General features: G+C 61.2%; 15 protein-coding genes. 6 read left to right on the forward strand and 9 right to left on the reverse strand.

Going from position 1 to position 17,222, the window contains the following annotated elements; translation table 11 throughout:
* Positions 1-96: 96 nt before the first annotated feature.
* From OHL18_RS18810 to OHL18_RS18840, 7 genes are all read right to left on the reverse strand, one after another.
* The gene (locus OHL18_RS18810; RefSeq protein ID WP_263376412.1) at positions 97-1,011 is read right to left on the reverse strand and encodes a S66 peptidase family protein; all 915 of its coding nucleotides are present in this window, start codon (positions 1,009-1,011) and stop codon (positions 97-99) included.
* The gene (dapF, locus tag OHL18_RS18815) at positions 1,008-1,808 is read right to left on the reverse strand and encodes a diaminopimelate epimerase (protein ID WP_317890513.1); all 801 of its coding nucleotides are present in this window, start codon (positions 1,806-1,808) and stop codon (positions 1,008-1,010) included. The genes OHL18_RS18810 and dapF overlap by 4 nt, the downstream gene beginning before the upstream one ends.
* Positions 1,808-2,512, reverse strand: coding sequence for an MgtC/SapB family protein (locus tag OHL18_RS18820; RefSeq protein ID WP_263376414.1), 705 nt, complete (start codon positions 2,510-2,512; stop codon positions 1,808-1,810). The genes dapF and OHL18_RS18820 overlap by 1 nt, the downstream gene beginning before the upstream one ends.
* 121 nt (positions 2,513-2,633) lie before the next feature.
* Positions 2,634-4,331 (reverse strand): hypothetical protein, encoded by a 1,698-nt coding sequence (locus OHL18_RS18825; RefSeq protein ID WP_263376415.1) that lies wholly within the window; start codon positions 4,329-4,331, stop codon positions 2,634-2,636.
* Between the two features lie 2 nt (positions 4,332-4,333).
* Entirely contained in the window at positions 4,334-5,278 is a 945-nt protein-coding gene (locus OHL18_RS18830; protein ID WP_263376416.1) for a PfkB family carbohydrate kinase, read from the reverse strand.
* A gap of 31 nt (positions 5,279-5,309) precedes the next feature.
* Complete coding sequence (gene mtnP / locus OHL18_RS18835; protein ID WP_263376417.1) at positions 5,310-6,170, reverse strand: S-methyl-5'-thioadenosine phosphorylase; 861 nt, start codon at positions 6,168-6,170, stop codon at positions 5,310-5,312.
* A gap of 46 nt (positions 6,171-6,216) precedes the next feature.
* A complete protein-coding gene (locus OHL18_RS18840; RefSeq protein ID WP_263376418.1) occupies positions 6,217-7,842 on the reverse strand; it encodes a hypothetical protein in 1,626 nt (541 codons plus the stop codon).
* Between the two features lie 59 nt (positions 7,843-7,901).
* Here OHL18_RS18840 and ygfZ point away from each other — a divergent pair, with 59 nt between their 5' ends.
* From ygfZ to ribF, 6 genes are all read left to right on the forward strand, one after another.
* Positions 7,902-8,918, forward strand: a complete 1,017-nt coding sequence (gene ygfZ / locus OHL18_RS18845; protein ID WP_263376419.1) for a CAF17-like 4Fe-4S cluster assembly/insertion protein YgfZ — start codon at positions 7,902-7,904, stop codon at positions 8,916-8,918.
* Positions 8,919-8,921: 3 nt separating this feature from the next.
* Entirely contained in the window at positions 8,922-9,698 is a 777-nt protein-coding gene (gene lepB / locus OHL18_RS18850; RefSeq protein ID WP_263376420.1) for a signal peptidase I, read from the forward strand.
* 63 nt (positions 9,699-9,761) lie between these two features.
* Entirely contained in the window at positions 9,762-10,430 is a 669-nt protein-coding gene (locus OHL18_RS18855) for a DUF1844 domain-containing protein (RefSeq protein WP_263376421.1), read from the forward strand.
* A gap of 74 nt (positions 10,431-10,504) precedes the next feature.
* Positions 10,505-11,359 carry an MBL fold metallo-hydrolase gene (locus OHL18_RS18860; protein ID WP_263376422.1) on the forward strand — a complete coding sequence of 285 codons (855 nt, stop codon included), beginning with the start codon at positions 10,505-10,507 and terminating at the stop codon, positions 11,357-11,359.
* Between the two features lie 104 nt (positions 11,360-11,463).
* Entirely contained in the window at positions 11,464-12,126 is a 663-nt protein-coding gene (locus tag OHL18_RS18865; protein ID WP_263376423.1) for a hypothetical protein, read from the forward strand.
* Between the two features lie 4 nt (positions 12,127-12,130).
* Complete coding sequence (gene ribF / locus OHL18_RS18870) at positions 12,131-13,135, forward strand: riboflavin biosynthesis protein RibF (protein ID WP_263376424.1); 1,005 nt, start codon at positions 12,131-12,133, stop codon at positions 13,133-13,135.
* A 133-nt stretch (positions 13,136-13,268) separates the two neighbouring features.
* Here ribF and OHL18_RS18875 read toward each other — a convergent pair whose 3' ends face one another.
* Both OHL18_RS18875 and OHL18_RS18880 read right to left on the reverse strand, forming a co-directional pair.
* The gene (locus OHL18_RS18875; RefSeq protein WP_449727819.1) at positions 13,269-15,746 is read right to left on the reverse strand and encodes a penicillin-binding protein 1A; all 2,478 of its coding nucleotides are present in this window, start codon (positions 15,744-15,746) and stop codon (positions 13,269-13,271) included.
* Positions 15,747-15,938: 192 nt separating this feature from the next.
* A complete protein-coding gene (locus tag OHL18_RS18880) occupies positions 15,939-17,186 on the reverse strand; it encodes a S41 family peptidase (RefSeq protein WP_263376425.1) in 1,248 nt (415 codons plus the stop codon).
* Positions 17,187-17,222: the final 36 nt, after the last annotated feature.

Consider the following 17,222-nt stretch of genomic DNA (forward strand, 5'->3'; position numbering starts at 1 on the left):
GAATAAAGCACCGCGGCGACGCGAAGCGGTATACAAGTCACGAAGTGACCGCCCCGCGCGCAGCGGGCCCGTCCGGCAGGACATGGCCTCTACGAATCAGCCCCTGAAAAACTCCAGCCTGGGCTCCCCACCCAAATCCAGCCTGGCCTGCGCCCCAAGCGTCAAAGTCACATTCCCCGCCCCCACATGCCCGCTCCTTAGCCCAATCCCCACCGGCCCTGCAAAATCCCGCAGCGCATGAAGAATCGCCCGCTCCAGCAGCTCCTGGTCCTCCGCCGGAACGCACTGCGTCATATCGCCCAGCACAATCCCCTTCACACCATCCAACTGCCCCGCATAACGAAGATGCAGCAACTGCCGGTCCCACTGATACGGCTTGGTTCCAATGTCCTCGAGAAAGAGGATCCCCTCCGAAACCTCCGGCGCATAAGGCGTTCCCACCGCTTCCACGAAGATCGACAGACATCCGCCGTCGAAGACGCCTTCCGCCACCCCGGGCTTGAGAACCCGCAGCCCCTCCGCTGCTCCCACCGACCAGGCGCCACCACTAGCTCCCACCACAGCAGCCCAACTGGCAACATCCGCTCCGTCCCCCCGCGAAAAATCCGCCGCGACCATAGGCCCGTGGAACGTTACCAGCCCGGCAAACTTTCGCATCCAGATATGCAGCGAGGTATGGTCGCTATACCCGACAAACACCTTCGGATTTGCCTTGATTAGCGCAGCATCGAGATACGGCAGCAACTCCGCCGAACCCCACCCTCCACGCGTACACACGATCCCATCGATGCTCGTGTCCGCGAACGCCGCATGAAGATCGTCGACCCGCTCCGCGACCGTGCCGGCGTAGTAAAGCGGTCCCCGCGACAGCGCATGTGGGAAGAGCACTGGCTCGTACCCCATCGCACGCAGCCGCTCCATTCCTGCCTCAACCAACTCCGCCTTCGCAGCGCTCGCCGGCGACACAATCGCGAGCCTTGCCCCCGGCTTCAGAGCTTTGGGACGAATCACAGGCCGGCAACCTTGCCCGTGCAGATGATCTCCGCAGGTCCGGTTAGCCGCATCACCTCTTGATTGCTCGGCCAAAGTGTCCTCTGCGGGCCGCCTTCAGCCAGCGCCGTCAGCTCGCGATTCACTCCACGCAACACCATCGCCGCCGAAGAAGAAGCACACGTCCCCGTCCCCGAAGAAGTCGTAGGCCCACACCCACGTTCAAAGATGCGAAACTCAATCTCGCCCTGCGAGAGCACCTTTACGAACTCCACATTCGTTCCATGCGCGAACATCGGATCGGTGCTGATCTTCGCTCCAAGCTCTTGCCAGCTCATGCCATGCGCGCTGAAGTCGTCCGTCTCCACAAACAGCACATAGTGTGGATTGCCCACATTCACCATCGCACCTTCAACGATCCCCACGCCGGGCAGATCGATCGCTCGCGCCATCACCCGCGGCACGCCCATCTCGCTCTCAATGGTGTAGACCGGATCGCTCGCCTCAATCACCGTGCAGGCCCGCTTGCCGCCGTGCGTGCCCAACGTCACCTGCGTCAGTCCCTCGCTCTGCGCCAACCACGCGGCCACGCACCGCGTCCCGTTGCCTGAAAGCTCCGCCTCGCTGCCATCTGCATTGAACAACCGCAGAAAGAACTCCCCGGCCGCACGGCGTTCCAAAAACTCAATCCCATCCGCGCCAATCGAAGTGTTCCGCGAACAAAGCTTCCTAGCAAGCTCCGCATGTCTCCGCTGCGCTACAGCTTCTTCCAGAATCAGAAAATCATTCCCACAAGCATGGGCCTTCACAAAATCCATCACTCTTCCTCTTCATCATGGAACGCCACCACCACATCAGCCGCGTGCGCTGCCCGGAGGCTCGCCAACAGCATCGCATGCCGCTTACGATCCGCATTCACCATGAACGTGACTCGCTCGAGATCGGCAACGGTCTCCTTCTCGATCACATTCAAGCGAATCCCACACGGGTCCAGCACGGCCATAATCGCCGTATACATCTTCATCTGATCGGTCCCGCGCATCTCGTATAAAAGCGGATAGCGCTTCCATCCCAGCTTCGTCTCCACCATCCCTATCATCTGCAGCGAAACCACCACGATCACCGTCGCGAGCAAAGCCTCAAGATAAAGCCCAGCCCCGCAAGCCATGCCGATCGACGCCACCGCGAAGACGCTCGCCGCGCTCGTCAGCCCCATCACCCGGTTGCGCGTATGCAGAATTAGCCCCGCGCCCAGGAACCCGATCCCCTGCACGATGTTCGCAGCAACCCGTCCCTTGTCGGGATTTCCCTCGCCCGCCAGTACCGCCGACAACAGCGTAAAGAACGCGCAACCCATGCAGATCAGCATGTTCGTCCGCAGGCCGGAGGCCTTATGGCTCAGCGTCCGCTCCAGCCCCACCACGCCGCCCAGACCGCACGCCATCAGCAACCGCTGCGCCGTGCCGGTCGAGAGCAGCTCCTGATCGATCTGACTGAAGTGATACCAACTCGGTCCGTACATGCTTCACCGATTCTAATGCCGCTCGTTTCACTTGCTTGTCATTCCCGGAGGGAATCTGCGTTACGCTTTGTGCCCCATTCATTCGCAGTCTCATCGCGAATGAGTGGGACTGCCACAAAGCTCAAGGCTTCCAGATATCCGACTTGTAAACACGAGCGCACGGCTGTCCTGTCGTACAAAGCACAGTCAGCTCCGTCAGGTTCTCCGGATGCTCGCGGACCGCCTTATCGACCGGATCGCCAGCGATCGCGACGACGTAGTCCGCCTTCTCCGCCGGCGCGTCGAGTGCCGCCTTCCAGCTGTACCACTCGCCCTCATTGATCGTCTGCTTCAACGGAATCCCAGCCTGCTGGAGCGCCCCAATGTGGTCGCCATTCGTCATCAGGATCGGCACGCCCACCGGAAACGACTCGATCTGCCTCGCAACTGAGGTCTCAAAGGCCTGCCGCGTCGTCGCGTTCACCATGCCTTCCTTCAGCACCAGTGGAATCGTTAGCGTCATCACGGCGCAGTTCACGACGGCCAGCGCAATTCCGGCGCGAGGAAGCCACTTCGATATTTCTGGCTTCGTTGTCTTCAAATATGAATCAAGCGCCGCCACCGCGATAAACGCAAACAGCACCAGCCCCGGCAGCATCTCCATTCCATAACGCGAGTTATAAAACGAGTGCGGATAGAGCTGCGGAATAAAGATCGGCACCGACCCATACGACACCGAGTACACATAAAACGGAATCGGCATCCACAGCAGCGTCGCCGCCCGCTGCGCGCCGGTGAAGCCCTTCTTCAGCGTCAGCCAAAGCCCCGCCAAAGCCGCAGCCAGCAGCACAAATCCCGTCTCCCACATCGCAGCGTCTACCTGCGACGTCCGTGTATAAAACAGCAGCGCCCATCCCGGGTTATGCCATCCGCGATAGTGTTTCGCTCCGGGGGGCGATGTCTTCTTATCAATCGCCGCAGCCGAGTAAGGGCCACGCATGAAGTCCAGCGGATCGTGCATGAAGTGCTGGTTGTACCAGAGCCAGAGCACCGGCCCGGCCACCGTAATCACCGTAAACAGAAGGAACGCCGGGGTGATCTTTGCGAACAGCTTTCTCGTACGCGCGATCTTCAGCGTCAACACACACCACACGACGGCACCTGCGATCCATCCGTCGTAGCGCGTCATCACGGCAGCGAAGATCAGCAGCGAGATCACGATCAGCTTCGGCCCAATCGCCTTCGCCAGTGCCGGACGCTGCTTCAAGGGCGCATCGTCGATCTTATCCATGGCATCGATGCACTCCACCGTGAGCAATGTCAGCCAGATTAACAATGCAAGGAACAGCGGCTCCGTCATCGCCGTCGTCGCAAGATAAAGAAGATTCGGATTCAGCAGATAAAACACCGTCGCCGCAAACGCCCACCGCGGCACCAGCATCCTTCGCGCGAGCCGGTAAAACCCAGCCGCGCCGAGGATGAAGCAGATCAGCGAAGGCCACGCACCGGCCAGGCCGGTCTGCCACCACAACATCCGCTGCACGAACGGCAGCATCAACAGGTGAGGCAGCGGCAGCCACACTCCGCCGAGCTGCGACAGCCCCGGAGCCCGCGAATCGAGAATTCTTCTGGCGATGCCGAGATGAGCGACCGCATCGCCATAGAGCAATACGTAACCGCGAGTGAAGCAAATCAGCAGCGCCATAAAGCCGAGCACCATCGCCATCGAAGCAATCGGCACCGTCTCCTGTCGCGTCGCCGGAATGATCACATTCGAATCAACATTGGACGACTCCGACGCCGCTCGAATCAAGTTCTGCCGTACACTTCTTCGCCGCAACTTCAAGCTCCTGCCAACGCGTCTTCAAGATGCGATATCTCGCGGAACAACTCAAACCGCTCATTGATCTCTTCGCTCGTCACCGAAGCCAGCCGGTCCGTCCCAAACCGCTCCACCGCGAACGAGCCCATCACGCCGCCATAGAACATCGCCGTTTTGAAGACCGCAGGCGTAAGCTCCGGCTGCGACGCGATGTACCCATAGAAGCCGCCAGCAAACGAATCGCCCGCTCCCGTCGGATCCACCACTTCACCCAGCGGAAGGGCCGGTGCACGAAACGGCCGCGAAGCCTTCCCGCCAAACGCACGCTCGCTGAAGTATCCCGTCGCTCCATACTCGCCATGCTTCACCACCAGCGACTTCGGCCCAAGCTGCATCACCTTCTCCGCAGCCTTCACAGGGTTCTGCTCACCGGAGATCATGCGCGCCTCGCCATCGTTGATCAGCAGCACGTCCAACACCGCAAGAACCTTATCCAGGTTCGCGCGATGGTCAGCGATCCAGTAGTTCATCGTATCGCCGCACACCAGCTTCACGTCGGGCATCTGCTGGCGCACCTGCAACTGCAGCACCGGGTCGATGTTCGCCAGGAAGAGGTACTCGCTGTCCTTATACTGCTCAGGAATCTTTGGCGCAAACGTCGCGAAGACGTTCAAGTCCGTGCCAAGAGTCTTTGCTTCATTCAGGGTGCCGCTGTACTCGCCGGTCCAGTGAAACGTAAGTCCGTCAGCCCGCTCGATCCCCTCGGTATCGATCCCGCGGCGCTCGAAGACCGCCTCGTGCTCCGCCGTAAAGTCCTCACCTACGACCCCGATCACGCGCACGTCCGTAAAGTAGCTGGCAGCCAGCGCAAAGTGCGTCGCCGCCCCGCCCAGGATCTTCGTTCTCTTCCCAGAAGGCGTCTCGATCGAATCGAACGCCACCGAACCTACAACAAGTATCGACATGAAGCTCTCTTTCTAATTGCAACTCAAAGCGTTACAGATACTTTCCCAGCAACAACCCCAGCCGCTCCTTCACCGCCTCCGGAATCGCCTTCTTATCCGTCAAAATCGCGTACTTCAGCGCGTCTGCACAGGCACACTTGCGGTCCGTCGGCATCGCTGCGATCGCCGCCTTCACGACCTTCGTCCCGTTATCGGCGTTCTGGTGCAAAACGGCGACCACCTGCTCCACAGTCACGTCATCATGACCCTCGCGCCAGCAGTCGTAGTCGGTCACCATGGCGAGCGTGGCATAACAGATCTCCGCCTCGCGAGCCAGCTTGGCCTCCTGCAGATTCGTCATGCCGATCACGTCCGCGCCCCAACTGCGGTACAGGTTCGACTCCGCCCGCGTAGAAAACTGCGGCCCTTCCATGCACACGTAAGTCCCGCCGTTTTTTCCAACAACACCGACCTCGGCGCAAGCCTTCTCGAACACGCCGCGAACCGTCGCGCACACCGGATCGCCAAACGCCACATGGCCCACGATGCCATCGCCAAAGAACGTCCCTACGCGCGCAAACGTGCGATCGATGAACTGGTCTGGAATCACAAAGTCTGTCGGCTTATGCTCTTCCTTCAGCGACCCAACAGCCGACACCGAAAGAATCCGCTCCACGCCCAGCATCTTCATCGCGTAGATGTTCGCGCGAAAGTTCAGCTCGCTCGGAAGAATGCGATGCCCCCGCCCATGCCTCGCCAGAAACGCGACGCTGCGACCATCCAACTCACCCAGCACAAACGCATCCGAAGGCGCTCCAAACGGCGTTTCTACAATCTCTTCACGAACATTCGTTAGCCCGGACATGCCATACAAACCGCTGCCGCCAATAATGCCAATCTCTGCCTTCTGCAATGAACTGCTCTCCTTCTGCTCTTTTGCTCTTCTATCTATAGATCCGTCAGTGAGTATATCGTCCGGCCAGAGCCGCTTTCATCACGCCGAACTGCCCCATGATGCGCACCAAGGACATCGCTGGCCCCATCTCGTTCACGCCCGCCACCTGCAGCGGCCCGCTGGACTGCACCTCTTCCACGCCGTCCCGAAGCTTTCGCGCCAGCGCTAGATCGAAGCCCTCGGCCACAAACACCTGGTCGTCCTTCAACGAGATGAGCACATCGCCCTCGTTGGTCGAGTACACCTGCTCGTCGTCGCCAACCTCATCCTTTTCGCGCCGCTTCAAACCGGAGTACTTTCTTGCCAGTTGCGCCGCGTAAATCCGCATAAACGACCGCGCCGAATCCTCGTTCTCCCACTTCGAGTAGTAGAAAATGCCCAGCGAAGCGGGTGTCTCTTTCTGCGCCGCCGTTGCACTCTTGCGCTGCGCCGCATAGTAGATTCCACCCTTCCACGCCGGCGAAAGCGCCGCGGCAATCTGCTGGCCGCCAAACAACTCGGCGATGATCCGCACATCCAGCTCACCCATCACGCCCTCGTCATACGGCGTGTACTCGGCATCAATCAGCGGATGGATATCCGGCATCCGCAACACCGGCACCGGCGTGTGCGCGAGATACGCATCCGGATGAATAATCTCGAAGCTCGACGAAGGCGGCCGGCTCAACACGCCCGCAAACGCCGCATCACTTCCCGCCTTCACCAGGACACGATGCTCAAACGCCAGCCCATCGCCATAAGGAAACAGCAGCGACTTCTGCAACAGCAGTGGAGCCCGCGCCAGCAGTGGCGATCCTCCCGTGTCCTCGGTCATCTCCTTCAGCTTCGGCCCCATGTCCGGCGCATCGGCAATCGTCTTGCCGGAGTCCTTCAGCCCGTAGTCGACGAAGACCGCCATCGCCTGGCCTTCGGTCACGGCCTCGCGCGCCGTATCGCCCTCGTCCGTCTGGATGTGATCGACATCCTCAGCATGCGTCTTCGCGATCCCCTTCGGCCCAACCTCCGACCACTTCGAAAGATCTACCTTCTGATCCTGCAGCGCATGCGTCAGTTCATGCGCCAGCACAGACTTCTGCTCATCCGGAGCGATCCAGTCCAGCAGATTCACCGTCTTCGTCTTGTCGTCGTAGTAGCCGGCGATCTGCTCCGTCAGCAACGAGACCAGGAACGTCTGCAGATGAAAGTCGCGATCCAACAGACCAAACTTCTTCAGAACGATTTCAGACCGTTCCAGCCGCTTCGTGCTCTCGTCCTTATCGAACCGCTCACGCAGGAACTTGTTCACCTCATCGCGTGAGATCAGCGTCCGCTTTACGCTGTGCTCGATCGGCAGCTTGGAGTCCTTGCTGGCAAACGCCAGAATCTCGTCGACGGACTTGAACAGCTCCTTCGCCTGATCCTTGGTCATCCGGGTCTCACCCGTAGCGGCGTCCTTCTTGTCTTTATCAGCAGCAACCGATCCCATGAGGGCAATCTTGCTTAAGGGCACGGCTTCAACCGTGCCATATCCGCTCTCTAAAATCTGCGGCTTTAGCCGCTGAGGTACGCTTTGCCCTACAGCCGAACCAGATGCAGCGCTCGCCACCAGCAGCACCGCCGCCCACCCACCACCCAGCTTCAACCCAGCCATACGCCTCCGCATCACTCGCTATAATCAGTGTACGCAGTGTCTTTCCTGCGTGTCCGCTTATGACAGCTATCGCCTCCCCGCCCGCACAATCCGCAACCGCGCAGCAGCAGCTCACCGCGCTGCTCGAAGCCTCTGCCGTCGCACCACTCTCAAGCATCGGCTGGATCAAGTTGACGGGCGACGATCGCGTCCGCTGGCTCAACGGGATGACGACCAACTCCATCCAGGCGCTCGCGTCCGGCGAGATGAACTACAACTTCTTCCTGTCCTCGCAAGGCCGAATCCAGGGCGATGCCGTCGCCCTCGCGCTCGACAACAGCATCCTGCTCGGAACCGCCGCTGACCGGGTTCCCGCGCTCATGGAGCTCCTCGACCGCTTCATCATCATGGACGACGTCGAACTCGCCCAGCATCCCAGCTTCGGCCTCGTCGTCGCGGGCCCTCAAGCTGCATCAACACTTGCAGCCGTAGGCATCGCAACGAACGACCTTGCACCGCTTCACTTCACGGCAATCGACGACTGGCGCGGCCACAAGGTCGCCATCCTCCACTCCCACAGTCCCCTCGTGCCACGCATCGAACTCTGGGCCGAATCGCCTGACACCATCGCGCAGATCACCGAGGCCGTCATCGCCAGCGGCGCAGCACTCGTGGGTGACGAAGCCCTCAACCACCTCCGCCTCCTCGAAGGCACGCCCCTCTACGGCACGGACATCCGCGACAAGGAGCTCCCCCAGGAGACCGCCCAGACCCGCGCTCTGCACTTCGCCAAGGGCTGCTATCTCGGCCAGGAGATCGTCGAGCGCATCCGCTCGCGCGGCAACGTCCATCGCACCTTCCACGCCTTTCAACTCACAGGCGATCTCCCCGCCGCCAGCACCGTCCTCGAAGTCGACGGCAAGCCGGTCGGCGAGCTAACCAGCGTCGCAGCCATTCCGTTAGCGTCCGGCCCCATGAACCTCGCCCTCGGTTACATCCGCCGCGAGGCCCTCGAACGCAATCTCGCCATCGCGTATCCCGGCGGCACGGCACAACCCGTCACCACCCCCATTACGATCTCCGAAAGGAACGTCTGAGAGATGGCTGAACGACAGGCAGCGAAAGATCCCCGGGTGAGCGAGAGCGGCTTGAGCTTCATCGCTTCGTACCTGACACTAGCAGCAGTCTGGCTCTTCGTCATCACGTACGTCTTTCAAAACTTCTTCATTCCGTCGTCCTCCATGGCGAGCACCTTGCTTGTAGGCGATCACGTTCTCGTCGAGCGCGAGATGCTGGCTCCCGCGACAAAAGGTGCTTCCTTCCTTCCATACCGCGAGGTCAAGCGGGGCGACGTCATCGTCTTCTACAAGCCACTCGAAGAGAATGGCTCCCACATGCCTCTCGTCAAGCGAGTGATCGCCATCCCCGGCGACCGCATCCACCTTCGCAACGGCGTCGTCTTCCTCAACGGAGTCGCCCAGAGCGAGGCTTACGTCGCAAAGCCCGATCCGAACCGCCCCTACGATTCGTACGTGAATGACTTCCCGTCGGTCACCGCAGACACCGAACCGGGTGTCTCAGCACAGTGGTCGCTCGCAATTCCCTCAGCCATGGAAGGCGAGGACATCGTCGTCCCGCCCGGCAAGTACTTCGCCATGGGGGACAACCGCACCAACAGCCTTGATAGCCGCTACTGGGGATTCGTTCCGCGGGAGAACATCATTGGCCGGCCGCTGCTTGTCTACTGGTCGATCAACGTTCGGGAGGTAAGCGACACCGACGTCGCTTTGACCGCACAAGCGCAGTCCACAGTTCACGAGCTTCTTCACTTCTTCAGCGACACTCGATGGAGCAGAACACTTCATCGAGTCCAATGAGTTCCAAGCGCTGCACTCATCATGCTTCACGCAGCATCATCAAGCCCTCCCGAAAGAGAAATCATGCCCGAGCAAAACAAGCCCTTCGTCATCACCGACCGCCGCAAGTTCACCCTCGACGGCGAGCCCCGCCCCGACGCCGACCCATCGCCCGAAAAAGTCCGTCCCATCGTCCCGCCGGCTGAAGCGCCCGTAGAATCCAGCGCCCGCGTCATCCCACAGCCGATCGCGGAAGCTCCGCGGGCCGTGGCCGCTTCGCCTGAGACTGAAGCTGCTAACGACTTCGCCGACGAAGACCCCAACCAGCCCCCGGCCCCCACAGCCGAGCAGATGGAGCAGTCCCGCATCGCGTTCGATGCCACCGCAGAACGCCTCGACATCGCCATTCGCTCCGCCAATCCCGGCATGGAGCAGCTCCCGAAGATGTCCTTCGAGCGCCTCGTCCAGTCCGTCTACATGACCGCCATCATGCAGCTTGGCGGCAACACCCCCGAAGGCCAGAAGCCGCAGGTCGACCTGCTCGGCGCAAAGCAGAGCATCGACATGCTCACGGTCATCGCGGATAAGACCGCAGCCAGCCTGACGCTCGACGAACAGCAACTCATCGACAGCGCCCTCTTCGAGCTCCGCCTCGCCTTCCTGGACATCACCCAGGCGCTGGCCCGCACCGCACAGAAGCCCCAACCACCCGCGCCCGGCACTCCCGGCTTCGGCCCCAGCATCGTCCGGTAACCGAGTTTGTCATTCCCGAAGGGAATCGGCGTTCAGCTCTTCTCAATCCCTTTCCCTTGGCCCTTTCTTCCTGAATGAAAGCTACTCTTACCTTCCTCGGCACCGGCACTTCGATGGGCGTCCCCACGCTGGGGTGCGGGTGCGCCGTCTGCACCTCCGCCGTCACGCCACCGCCCGCCGGAGACCCGCGCAACCGCCGAACCCGCCCCTCCGTACACATCGCCTGGCATAGCGATGGCCCCGACAGTTACACAGACCACGCCGTCCTCATCGATACCGGCCCCGACTTCCACGCCCAGGCCATCCGCGAGCGCGTCACCCACGTCGACGCCGTCTTCTTCACCCACCCCCACGCCGACCACATCCTCGGGATGGACGACCTTCGGCCGCTCACCTTCGCACTCGTCGACCCGCTCCCCCTCTACGCCGACGACCAGACCGCCGCCACCATCGAACGCGTCTTCGACTACACCTTCCGCCCGCCTTCAAGGGGTACAACGATCGCCCGGGTAAAGCTCAACCGGTTCACCGAAGCGTACGAGGCAATCCACCTCTTCGGGGCCAGCTTCCAACGCATCCCCGTGAACCATGGCAACCTCGTCATCAGCGGCTACCGCTTCGGCTCCGCAGCGTACCTGACAGACATGAGCTCCATCCCGCAAGCAAGCCTTGCGCAGCTCCAGAATCTCGACATCCTCATTCTCGACGCCCTCCGCCACACTCCGCACCCCACTCACTCCAACGTCGAGAACTCCCTCAAGATCGTCGACCAGCTCAAGCCCAAACGCGCCTTCTTCACCCACATGGGCCACGACCTCGACCACGCCGCCACCGACGCCACGCTCCCCCCGCACGTGCGTCTGGCCTACGACGGCCTGAAGCTGGACTTCGACCTAACACCTCATATCACCGCCGAGGAAATCGCATGAGACGATGCTTCTGCGCCCTCGTTCTCTCCCTCGTGACCTCCGGCCAATGCTGCGTCGCGCAGAGAGCGAAACTTCTTCTGCCGGAAACCAAACGCGAAGTCTCCGTGACACTGACGAAACCCGTTGAGCGAGGCTCTTTCCGCACAGTAACGATTGTTTCAAATGGAAGATCAGTTTCGCTGATGCCAAAAAACTCTGTCATCCAAATTCCCGATGGTGCTGGAGAAAAACTGGCAAGAGGAGTTTGGACCGACATTCCCGGCCTGAAGCTGCACCCTTCGCGTTGCTTCCTGACTGGCAGCTACTCTATCGACTCCCAATCGCACACGTTGTTGTTTTTTCTCGGAGAAGCCGGTATCGGAGCTGCTCCGGTCTTCATCGTAGGCTTCTCTGACGACGGCCAGCCCTTCAAAATCCTTGATCAAACCGAATTGGACGTGACCTCTCTTCAGCCGTCCCCCGATGGCGTCTTCATTGTCGGCAAAACAAGTCTCTCCGAGGTGATGGCGGGCGACGGAGGCAAAGGTTCAAAGAAGCCATACGCCACAACCTACGACCCCTTCTCGGTCTATCTCGTGCGTCCATCCGGTCCCGCGGTCTATTCCCTGGAAGCATCCCGGGCCTATAACGAGAAGCATTATGTTTGGGTTGGGCCGCATATTCGCGAGGACTATGCCGTCCTCTACAACATGCCCGGACACTCCAAGCTTTTAGGCGCACCTGCCTCAAAGGTCAGCGAGCTCCTTGCTCATGCGGGAGTTAGATAGTCCGATGAAGATCTACCGCAGCCTCGCCGAACTCCCCACCGACGTCGGCCCCACCGTGGCCACCATCGGAAACTTCGACGGCGTTCACCGCGGCCACCAATGGGTCATCGACGAGGTCATCGCCCGGGCTGCCGCACTCGGAGCCACGTCGCTTGCAATTACTTTGGACCCCCACCCCGCCCGCGTCCTCGGCAAGCAGGCCAATCTAACCCTTATCACCCCGCTCGAAGAGAAGCTCGCGCTCCTCGCCGCCACTGGCATCGACGCCGCCTTCGTCCTCCCCTTCGACCTCGAACTCTCCCGCCTCACCGCCCGCGAGTTCGCCTCGACCATCCTTCGTGACGCGCTCCACGTCGCGGAGGTCCACGAGGGCGAGAACTTCCGCTTCGGCCACCATGCGGAGGCCGGCGTCGAAGGCCTCGAACAGCTAGGCCGCGATCTCAGCTTCAACGTCCGCGCCTACGCCCCCCGTGCCCTGCGTGGCGAAGCCGTCTCTTCCAGCCGCATCCGCAAGCTCATCGCCGCAGGAGAAGTCCATCGCGCCCGCCCACTCCTGGGCCGCCCTTTTAGCATCGTCAGCACCCCGGCCTCAGGCCGAGGCTACGGCACCAAATACACTGTTCCCACGATCAATCTCGCCGACTACGCGGAACTCCTACCCGCCACCGGCGTATACATCACCCAGATCTCTATCAATAACGAAACCTTCGACGCCGTCACCAACGTAGGCACACGCCCTACCTTCGGCCACATCCCCGGCACGCCCGACTTCACCGTCGAGACCCACATCCTCAACTTCCACCCCATCGACCTGACGGAGACCACCCCTATCCGTCTAGCCTTCCTGCACCGGCTCCGGCCCGAGATCAAGTGGCCCAATCCGGAAGCCCTACGCGCCCAGATCGGCCTCGACGTAGCCCGCGCGAAACGCTACTTCTCTCTTTGTAAGAGACTGGCAAAGACTGTCCTGCCAGACGAGCGCCCTCCGCGGGCGGCGGTCACTTCGTGACTCGTATTGGGCTTCGCATGTTGCTCGCAAACACGCTGCGGGTGCCGACCAACGGGAGGCCCACGCGAAGCGGTATACACGTCACGAAGTGACCGCCCCGCGCGCAGCGAGCCCGTCCGGCAGGACATCGCCTCTAGTGCGGTACCGTCTTAGGCTTCCCCGTAGTTTCAGCAGCATCCTCCGGGACCGCATCAGCCGGCATCACTGCCGTGCCCGCTGCCGCCGCCGGAGCATCCTGATCCTCATCCGCATCCGGCTCGAGCGGCTTCGCCTTCCTCACCGGCTTAGGCGCGTCCGCTTCGCCCAGAGGCACCTCAAGCTCCTTCTTCGGCGCGCCCTCGCTCGGAAAGACCTCATCCGGTCGCGTCGCAATCACCGCCCTCATAAAATCCATCCACATCGGCAACGCCGCCTTTGCGCCCGTCTCCTTCTCACCCAGCGACTGCCTGTCGTCGAACCCAATCCACGTCCCGCACGTCACCCCCGGCGAGAAGCCCACAAACCACGCATCCGTGTAGTTGTTCGTCGTCCCCGTCTTGCCGCCCAGAGGATGGTGAAGTTGCGAGGCCGCAGCGCCCGTCCCATACGCGACAACAGCCCGCAGAAGCTGCATCATCGTCCGCGCCGTGTCTACTGAGATCACCTCTTTTACAGGCACCTCGATCTCGTGCATCGGCTGCCCATCCGCCTGCGTGACGCGGCGAATGTAGTGCGGTTCAATCCTGATCCCATCGTTGGGAAAGACGCTGTACGCTCCCACCTGCTCGGCGAGCGTAATGTCTGCCGACCCGATTGCCACCGGCAGAAACGCCGGGATATTGCTGGTGATCCCAAACCGGTGCGCCGTCTCAATCACCTTCGTGATTCCCGCCTTCGCCGCCAGCTTCAACGCCGGGATGTTCCGTGACTCCGCAAATGCGGTAATCAGAGTCATCGCGCCTTTGTAGTCGCCCTCGTAGTTATGCGGCGTATACGGCCCGTTCGGCGTGTAGAACGACGTCGGCCCATCCACAATAATGTCCGTCGGCTTAGCTCCCGCCTCGACTGCCGTCGTATAAACATATGGCTTGAACGACGACCCCACCTGCCGCTGCGCCTGCGTAGCCCGGTTGAACTGCGACAGCGCATAGTCGCGGCCGCCCACCATCGCCAGCACCTCGCCGTTCACGTTGTCGATCGCCATCATCGACGCCTGCGCTCCCGAGTCCTGCTCCAGCAGCGCATGCATCCCGCCATCCGGGAGTACCTTGTCCACCTTCACGTAAACCAGATCGCCGGTCCGCAGAAAACTGTCCGCCGTCGGAAACTGTGTCCAGGCCCAATCCGCCGGCTTCAGTACCGCTCGGCGAGCGCCCATCTTCACCACGACATGGTCGGCGGCGACTTCGCCCACCAGCCCATGCACGTATGTCCCTTCAATCACCGGCTGCGCCCAGTCAGGATGCTTGTAGAGGTCAGGATCGAGCCCCGCCAGCACCACGTTCAGCAGATGCCCCTGCCATCCCCGCCGCCGCTCGTACGCTGCCGTCCCATCGAGCACCGCCTTGTTCGCCACGGCCTGCAGGTCCAGGTCGAGCGTCGTATCCACCCGCAGCCCCGCTCCGTGCACCTCTTCGACGCCATACTCCTTTTCGAGCTGCCGCCGAACCTCTTCGACAAAATAAGGCGCAACATTGTTCGAAGGCGTCTCGATCCGCAGCCCCAGCGGCGCAGCCTCCGCCGCCTTCGCCTGCTCGGCGGTGATCTTCTTGTCGTGCAGCATCTCGCTCAGCACGAGGTTTCTGCGTTTCAACGCCTTCTCCGGGTAGCGTAGTGGCGAGTACGCCTCCGGCCCCTTCGGCAGTGCTGCCAGCAGAGCCGCCTCCTGCAGGTTCAGGTCCTTCACATGCTTGCTGAAGTAGAACTCGCTGCCCGCCTCGAACCCATACGTCCCACGCCCCAGATAGATCTGATTCGCATACAGCGTGAAGATCTGCTCCTTGGTAAACCGCCGCTCGATCTGCATCGAGAGCAGTACCTCCTGCAGCTTTCGCCCGTAAGTCTTTTCGGACGACAGAAACAGGTTCCGCGCCAACTGCATCGTCAGCGTCGAAGCCCCTTGCGCCCTCCCCTTCGCATGAAGGTCCCGCCAAGCCGCACCCACCGCCCGAAAGAGGTTTACGCCCCAGTTTCGTTCGAAGCTCTTATCTTCAATGGAGATGATCGCGTCCCGCAGGTTGACCGGGATATCCGAGTACTGCACCACCACCCGGCGCTCCAGTGAAAAGCTGCCAAACGCCCGGCCATGCACGTCATAGAGCGTCGTCGTCGTATTCGGCCGGTACTTTACCAGGTCGTCGATCTGCGGCAGGTCGACCGAGTACACCAGCATCAGCCCGCACATCACCCCGAAGAGCGCCGACAGTAGCAACAGCACGCTGAACGTAGCTCGAGCCACAGCCTTGTGGCTCTTCGGCGGCTCCCAGCCATTCTTTCGCTTCTCTTCAAGCTCCCGCTCGCGTTCGGCCCTGGTCTCGGCCTCCCAGCGTGCTTCGAGCGCCGCCAGACGCTCTGCTTCGGCGTCATCTACGTCTTCGCGATCTCGGGAGGGTCGGCTGCGGAAGAGACTCAACACGGCATCCTCAGCCTAGCAGATTGGCCCACGCCCCCGGATCAAACGTAAAACAAGCGAAACCCACTCCGGAACCAACCGGCCAAAAATCTGTGCCCCACTCATCGCAGTACCATCGCGATGAGTGGGGCCGCCACGGAATCCTATGGCAAGCGACCGACCAAAAACTCTCTGCTGTCGCTTGCGGGCAACCTAAGCCGCTTTGGCCTTCAACAGGTCGAGCGCCTTGGTCAACTGTTCGTCTACTGTTACCTGTGGCTTAACCACCACGACGGGAGCGGGGGTCGCTCCCATCGGCTGCGCGGCAGCGTCGTCGTCTGATCCACCCTGCTCCAGGGTTGCGGAGGCAACCGTCACACCGGGCGTAACTCCCTCATCCTGAAGCTTTTTCCCTGAAGGCGACTCGTACTTCGCCACGGAAAGAATGAGGGCCGAACCATCGGGCATCTCGAAGGTCTTCTGCTGCGTGCCCTCGCCGAAGGTCTTCTCCCCCACCAAATCCGCGCGCTTGTTGTCGAGAAGTGCCGCTGCCACCAACTCCGCCGGGCCTGCCGTACCGTGATTCACCAGCACAACTGTCGGTGCCGTAGGAACGATCGCCTTTGAGGGATCAGCCGTAAAGGTCACCTTCGCGACCTGCTGCCCTTCCAGGCTGCCAATCGTTCCCGACTTCAGCAGGAAGTTTGCCAGCCTCGTCCCCTCAGCCATATCGCCTGCGGCTACGTCGCGCAGATCCAGCAGAACCTTCTTGTTTCCCGCGCTCCGCATGCCTTTGAGCTTCGATTCAAGCTGCTGCACATGCTCGTGGTCCAGGATCCCCGGCTTCAGGTAGAGAATGCTGAAGCCGTCGTACATCGCGTCCTGCACCGCTGGAATCTGCGTTACCGTGCGAGTCATGTCGATCTTGTCCGGCTCCGGTTTCTTTGGGCGCACCACGGAGACCGAGACCGCGCTTCCAGGAGCGCCTTCGAGCATCTTCTGGATGATCGCCAGCGGAATGTCGCGGGTGTCGTGGCCGTCGATCGCCTCGAGGATATCGCCATCGACCAGACCAGCCCGATCCGCCGGACTGCCGGGAACGACCGATACCACATTGGCATAGCCGAAGCGCTTGGAGACGTTGATCCCGACCTGCGCTTTGCCACCCTTGTCCATCTTGTAGAGCTTGTAGTCGTCCGGCGACAGGTAGCTCGAGTCCGCATCCAGCGATTCCAGCAGCCCGCGCAGAGCGCCATTCGTCACCGAAGGAATGTTCGGTTCGACCACATAGTCGCTCTGGATATGCTGCAGCACCTCGCTGTATACGTTGATCTGCTTGTAGGCGCTGTCCTGGGTGGTGTCCGATGCGGCGCTCACGCCACTGGCGTTCACACCCATGAAGATCGTCAAGACAAGAACAGCAGAGGCAGCAAGCAACAGGATCTTCGAGGTCTTCGGCATAGTCGCAGCAATCTCCAGATACAGCTTCAGTCTCGG

The organism is Granulicella aggregans (assembly GCF_025685565.1).
GTDB classification, from domain to species: domain Bacteria; phylum Acidobacteriota; class Terriglobia; order Terriglobales; family Acidobacteriaceae; genus Edaphobacter; species Edaphobacter aggregans_B.

What these genes read in the sequence shown, in the direction of transcription:
- dapF (WP_317890513.1), bottom strand. Translation starts at nt 1,808, where the DNA reads ATGGATTTTGTGAAGGCCCATGCTTGTGGGAATGATTTTCTGATTCTG.
- OHL18_RS18820 (WP_263376414.1), bottom strand. Translation starts at nt 2,512, where the DNA reads ATGTACGGACCGAGTTGGTATCACTTCAGTCAGATCGATCAGGAGCTG.
- OHL18_RS18830 (WP_263376416.1), bottom strand. Translation starts at nt 5,278, where the DNA reads ATGTCGATACTTGTTGTAGGTTCGGTGGCGTTCGATTCGATCGAGACG.
- OHL18_RS18840 (WP_263376418.1), bottom strand. Translation starts at nt 7,842, where the DNA reads ATGGCTGGGTTGAAGCTGGGTGGTGGGTGGGCGGCGGTGCTGCTGGTG.
- ygfZ (WP_263376419.1), top strand. Translation starts at nt 7,902, where the DNA reads ATGACAGCTATCGCCTCCCCGCCCGCACAATCCGCAACCGCGCAGCAG.
- lepB (WP_263376420.1), top strand. Translation starts at nt 8,922, where the DNA reads ATGGCTGAACGACAGGCAGCGAAAGATCCCCGGGTGAGCGAGAGCGGC.
- OHL18_RS18855 (WP_263376421.1), top strand. Translation starts at nt 9,762, where the DNA reads ATGCCCGAGCAAAACAAGCCCTTCGTCATCACCGACCGCCGCAAGTTC.
- OHL18_RS18860 (WP_263376422.1), top strand. Translation starts at nt 10,505, where the DNA reads ATGAAAGCTACTCTTACCTTCCTCGGCACCGGCACTTCGATGGGCGTC.
- ribF (WP_263376424.1), top strand. Translation starts at nt 12,131, where the DNA reads ATGAAGATCTACCGCAGCCTCGCCGAACTCCCCACCGACGTCGGCCCC.
- OHL18_RS18880 (WP_263376425.1), bottom strand. Translation starts at nt 17,186, where the DNA reads ATGCCGAAGACCTCGAAGATCCTGTTGCTTGCTGCCTCTGCTGTTCTT.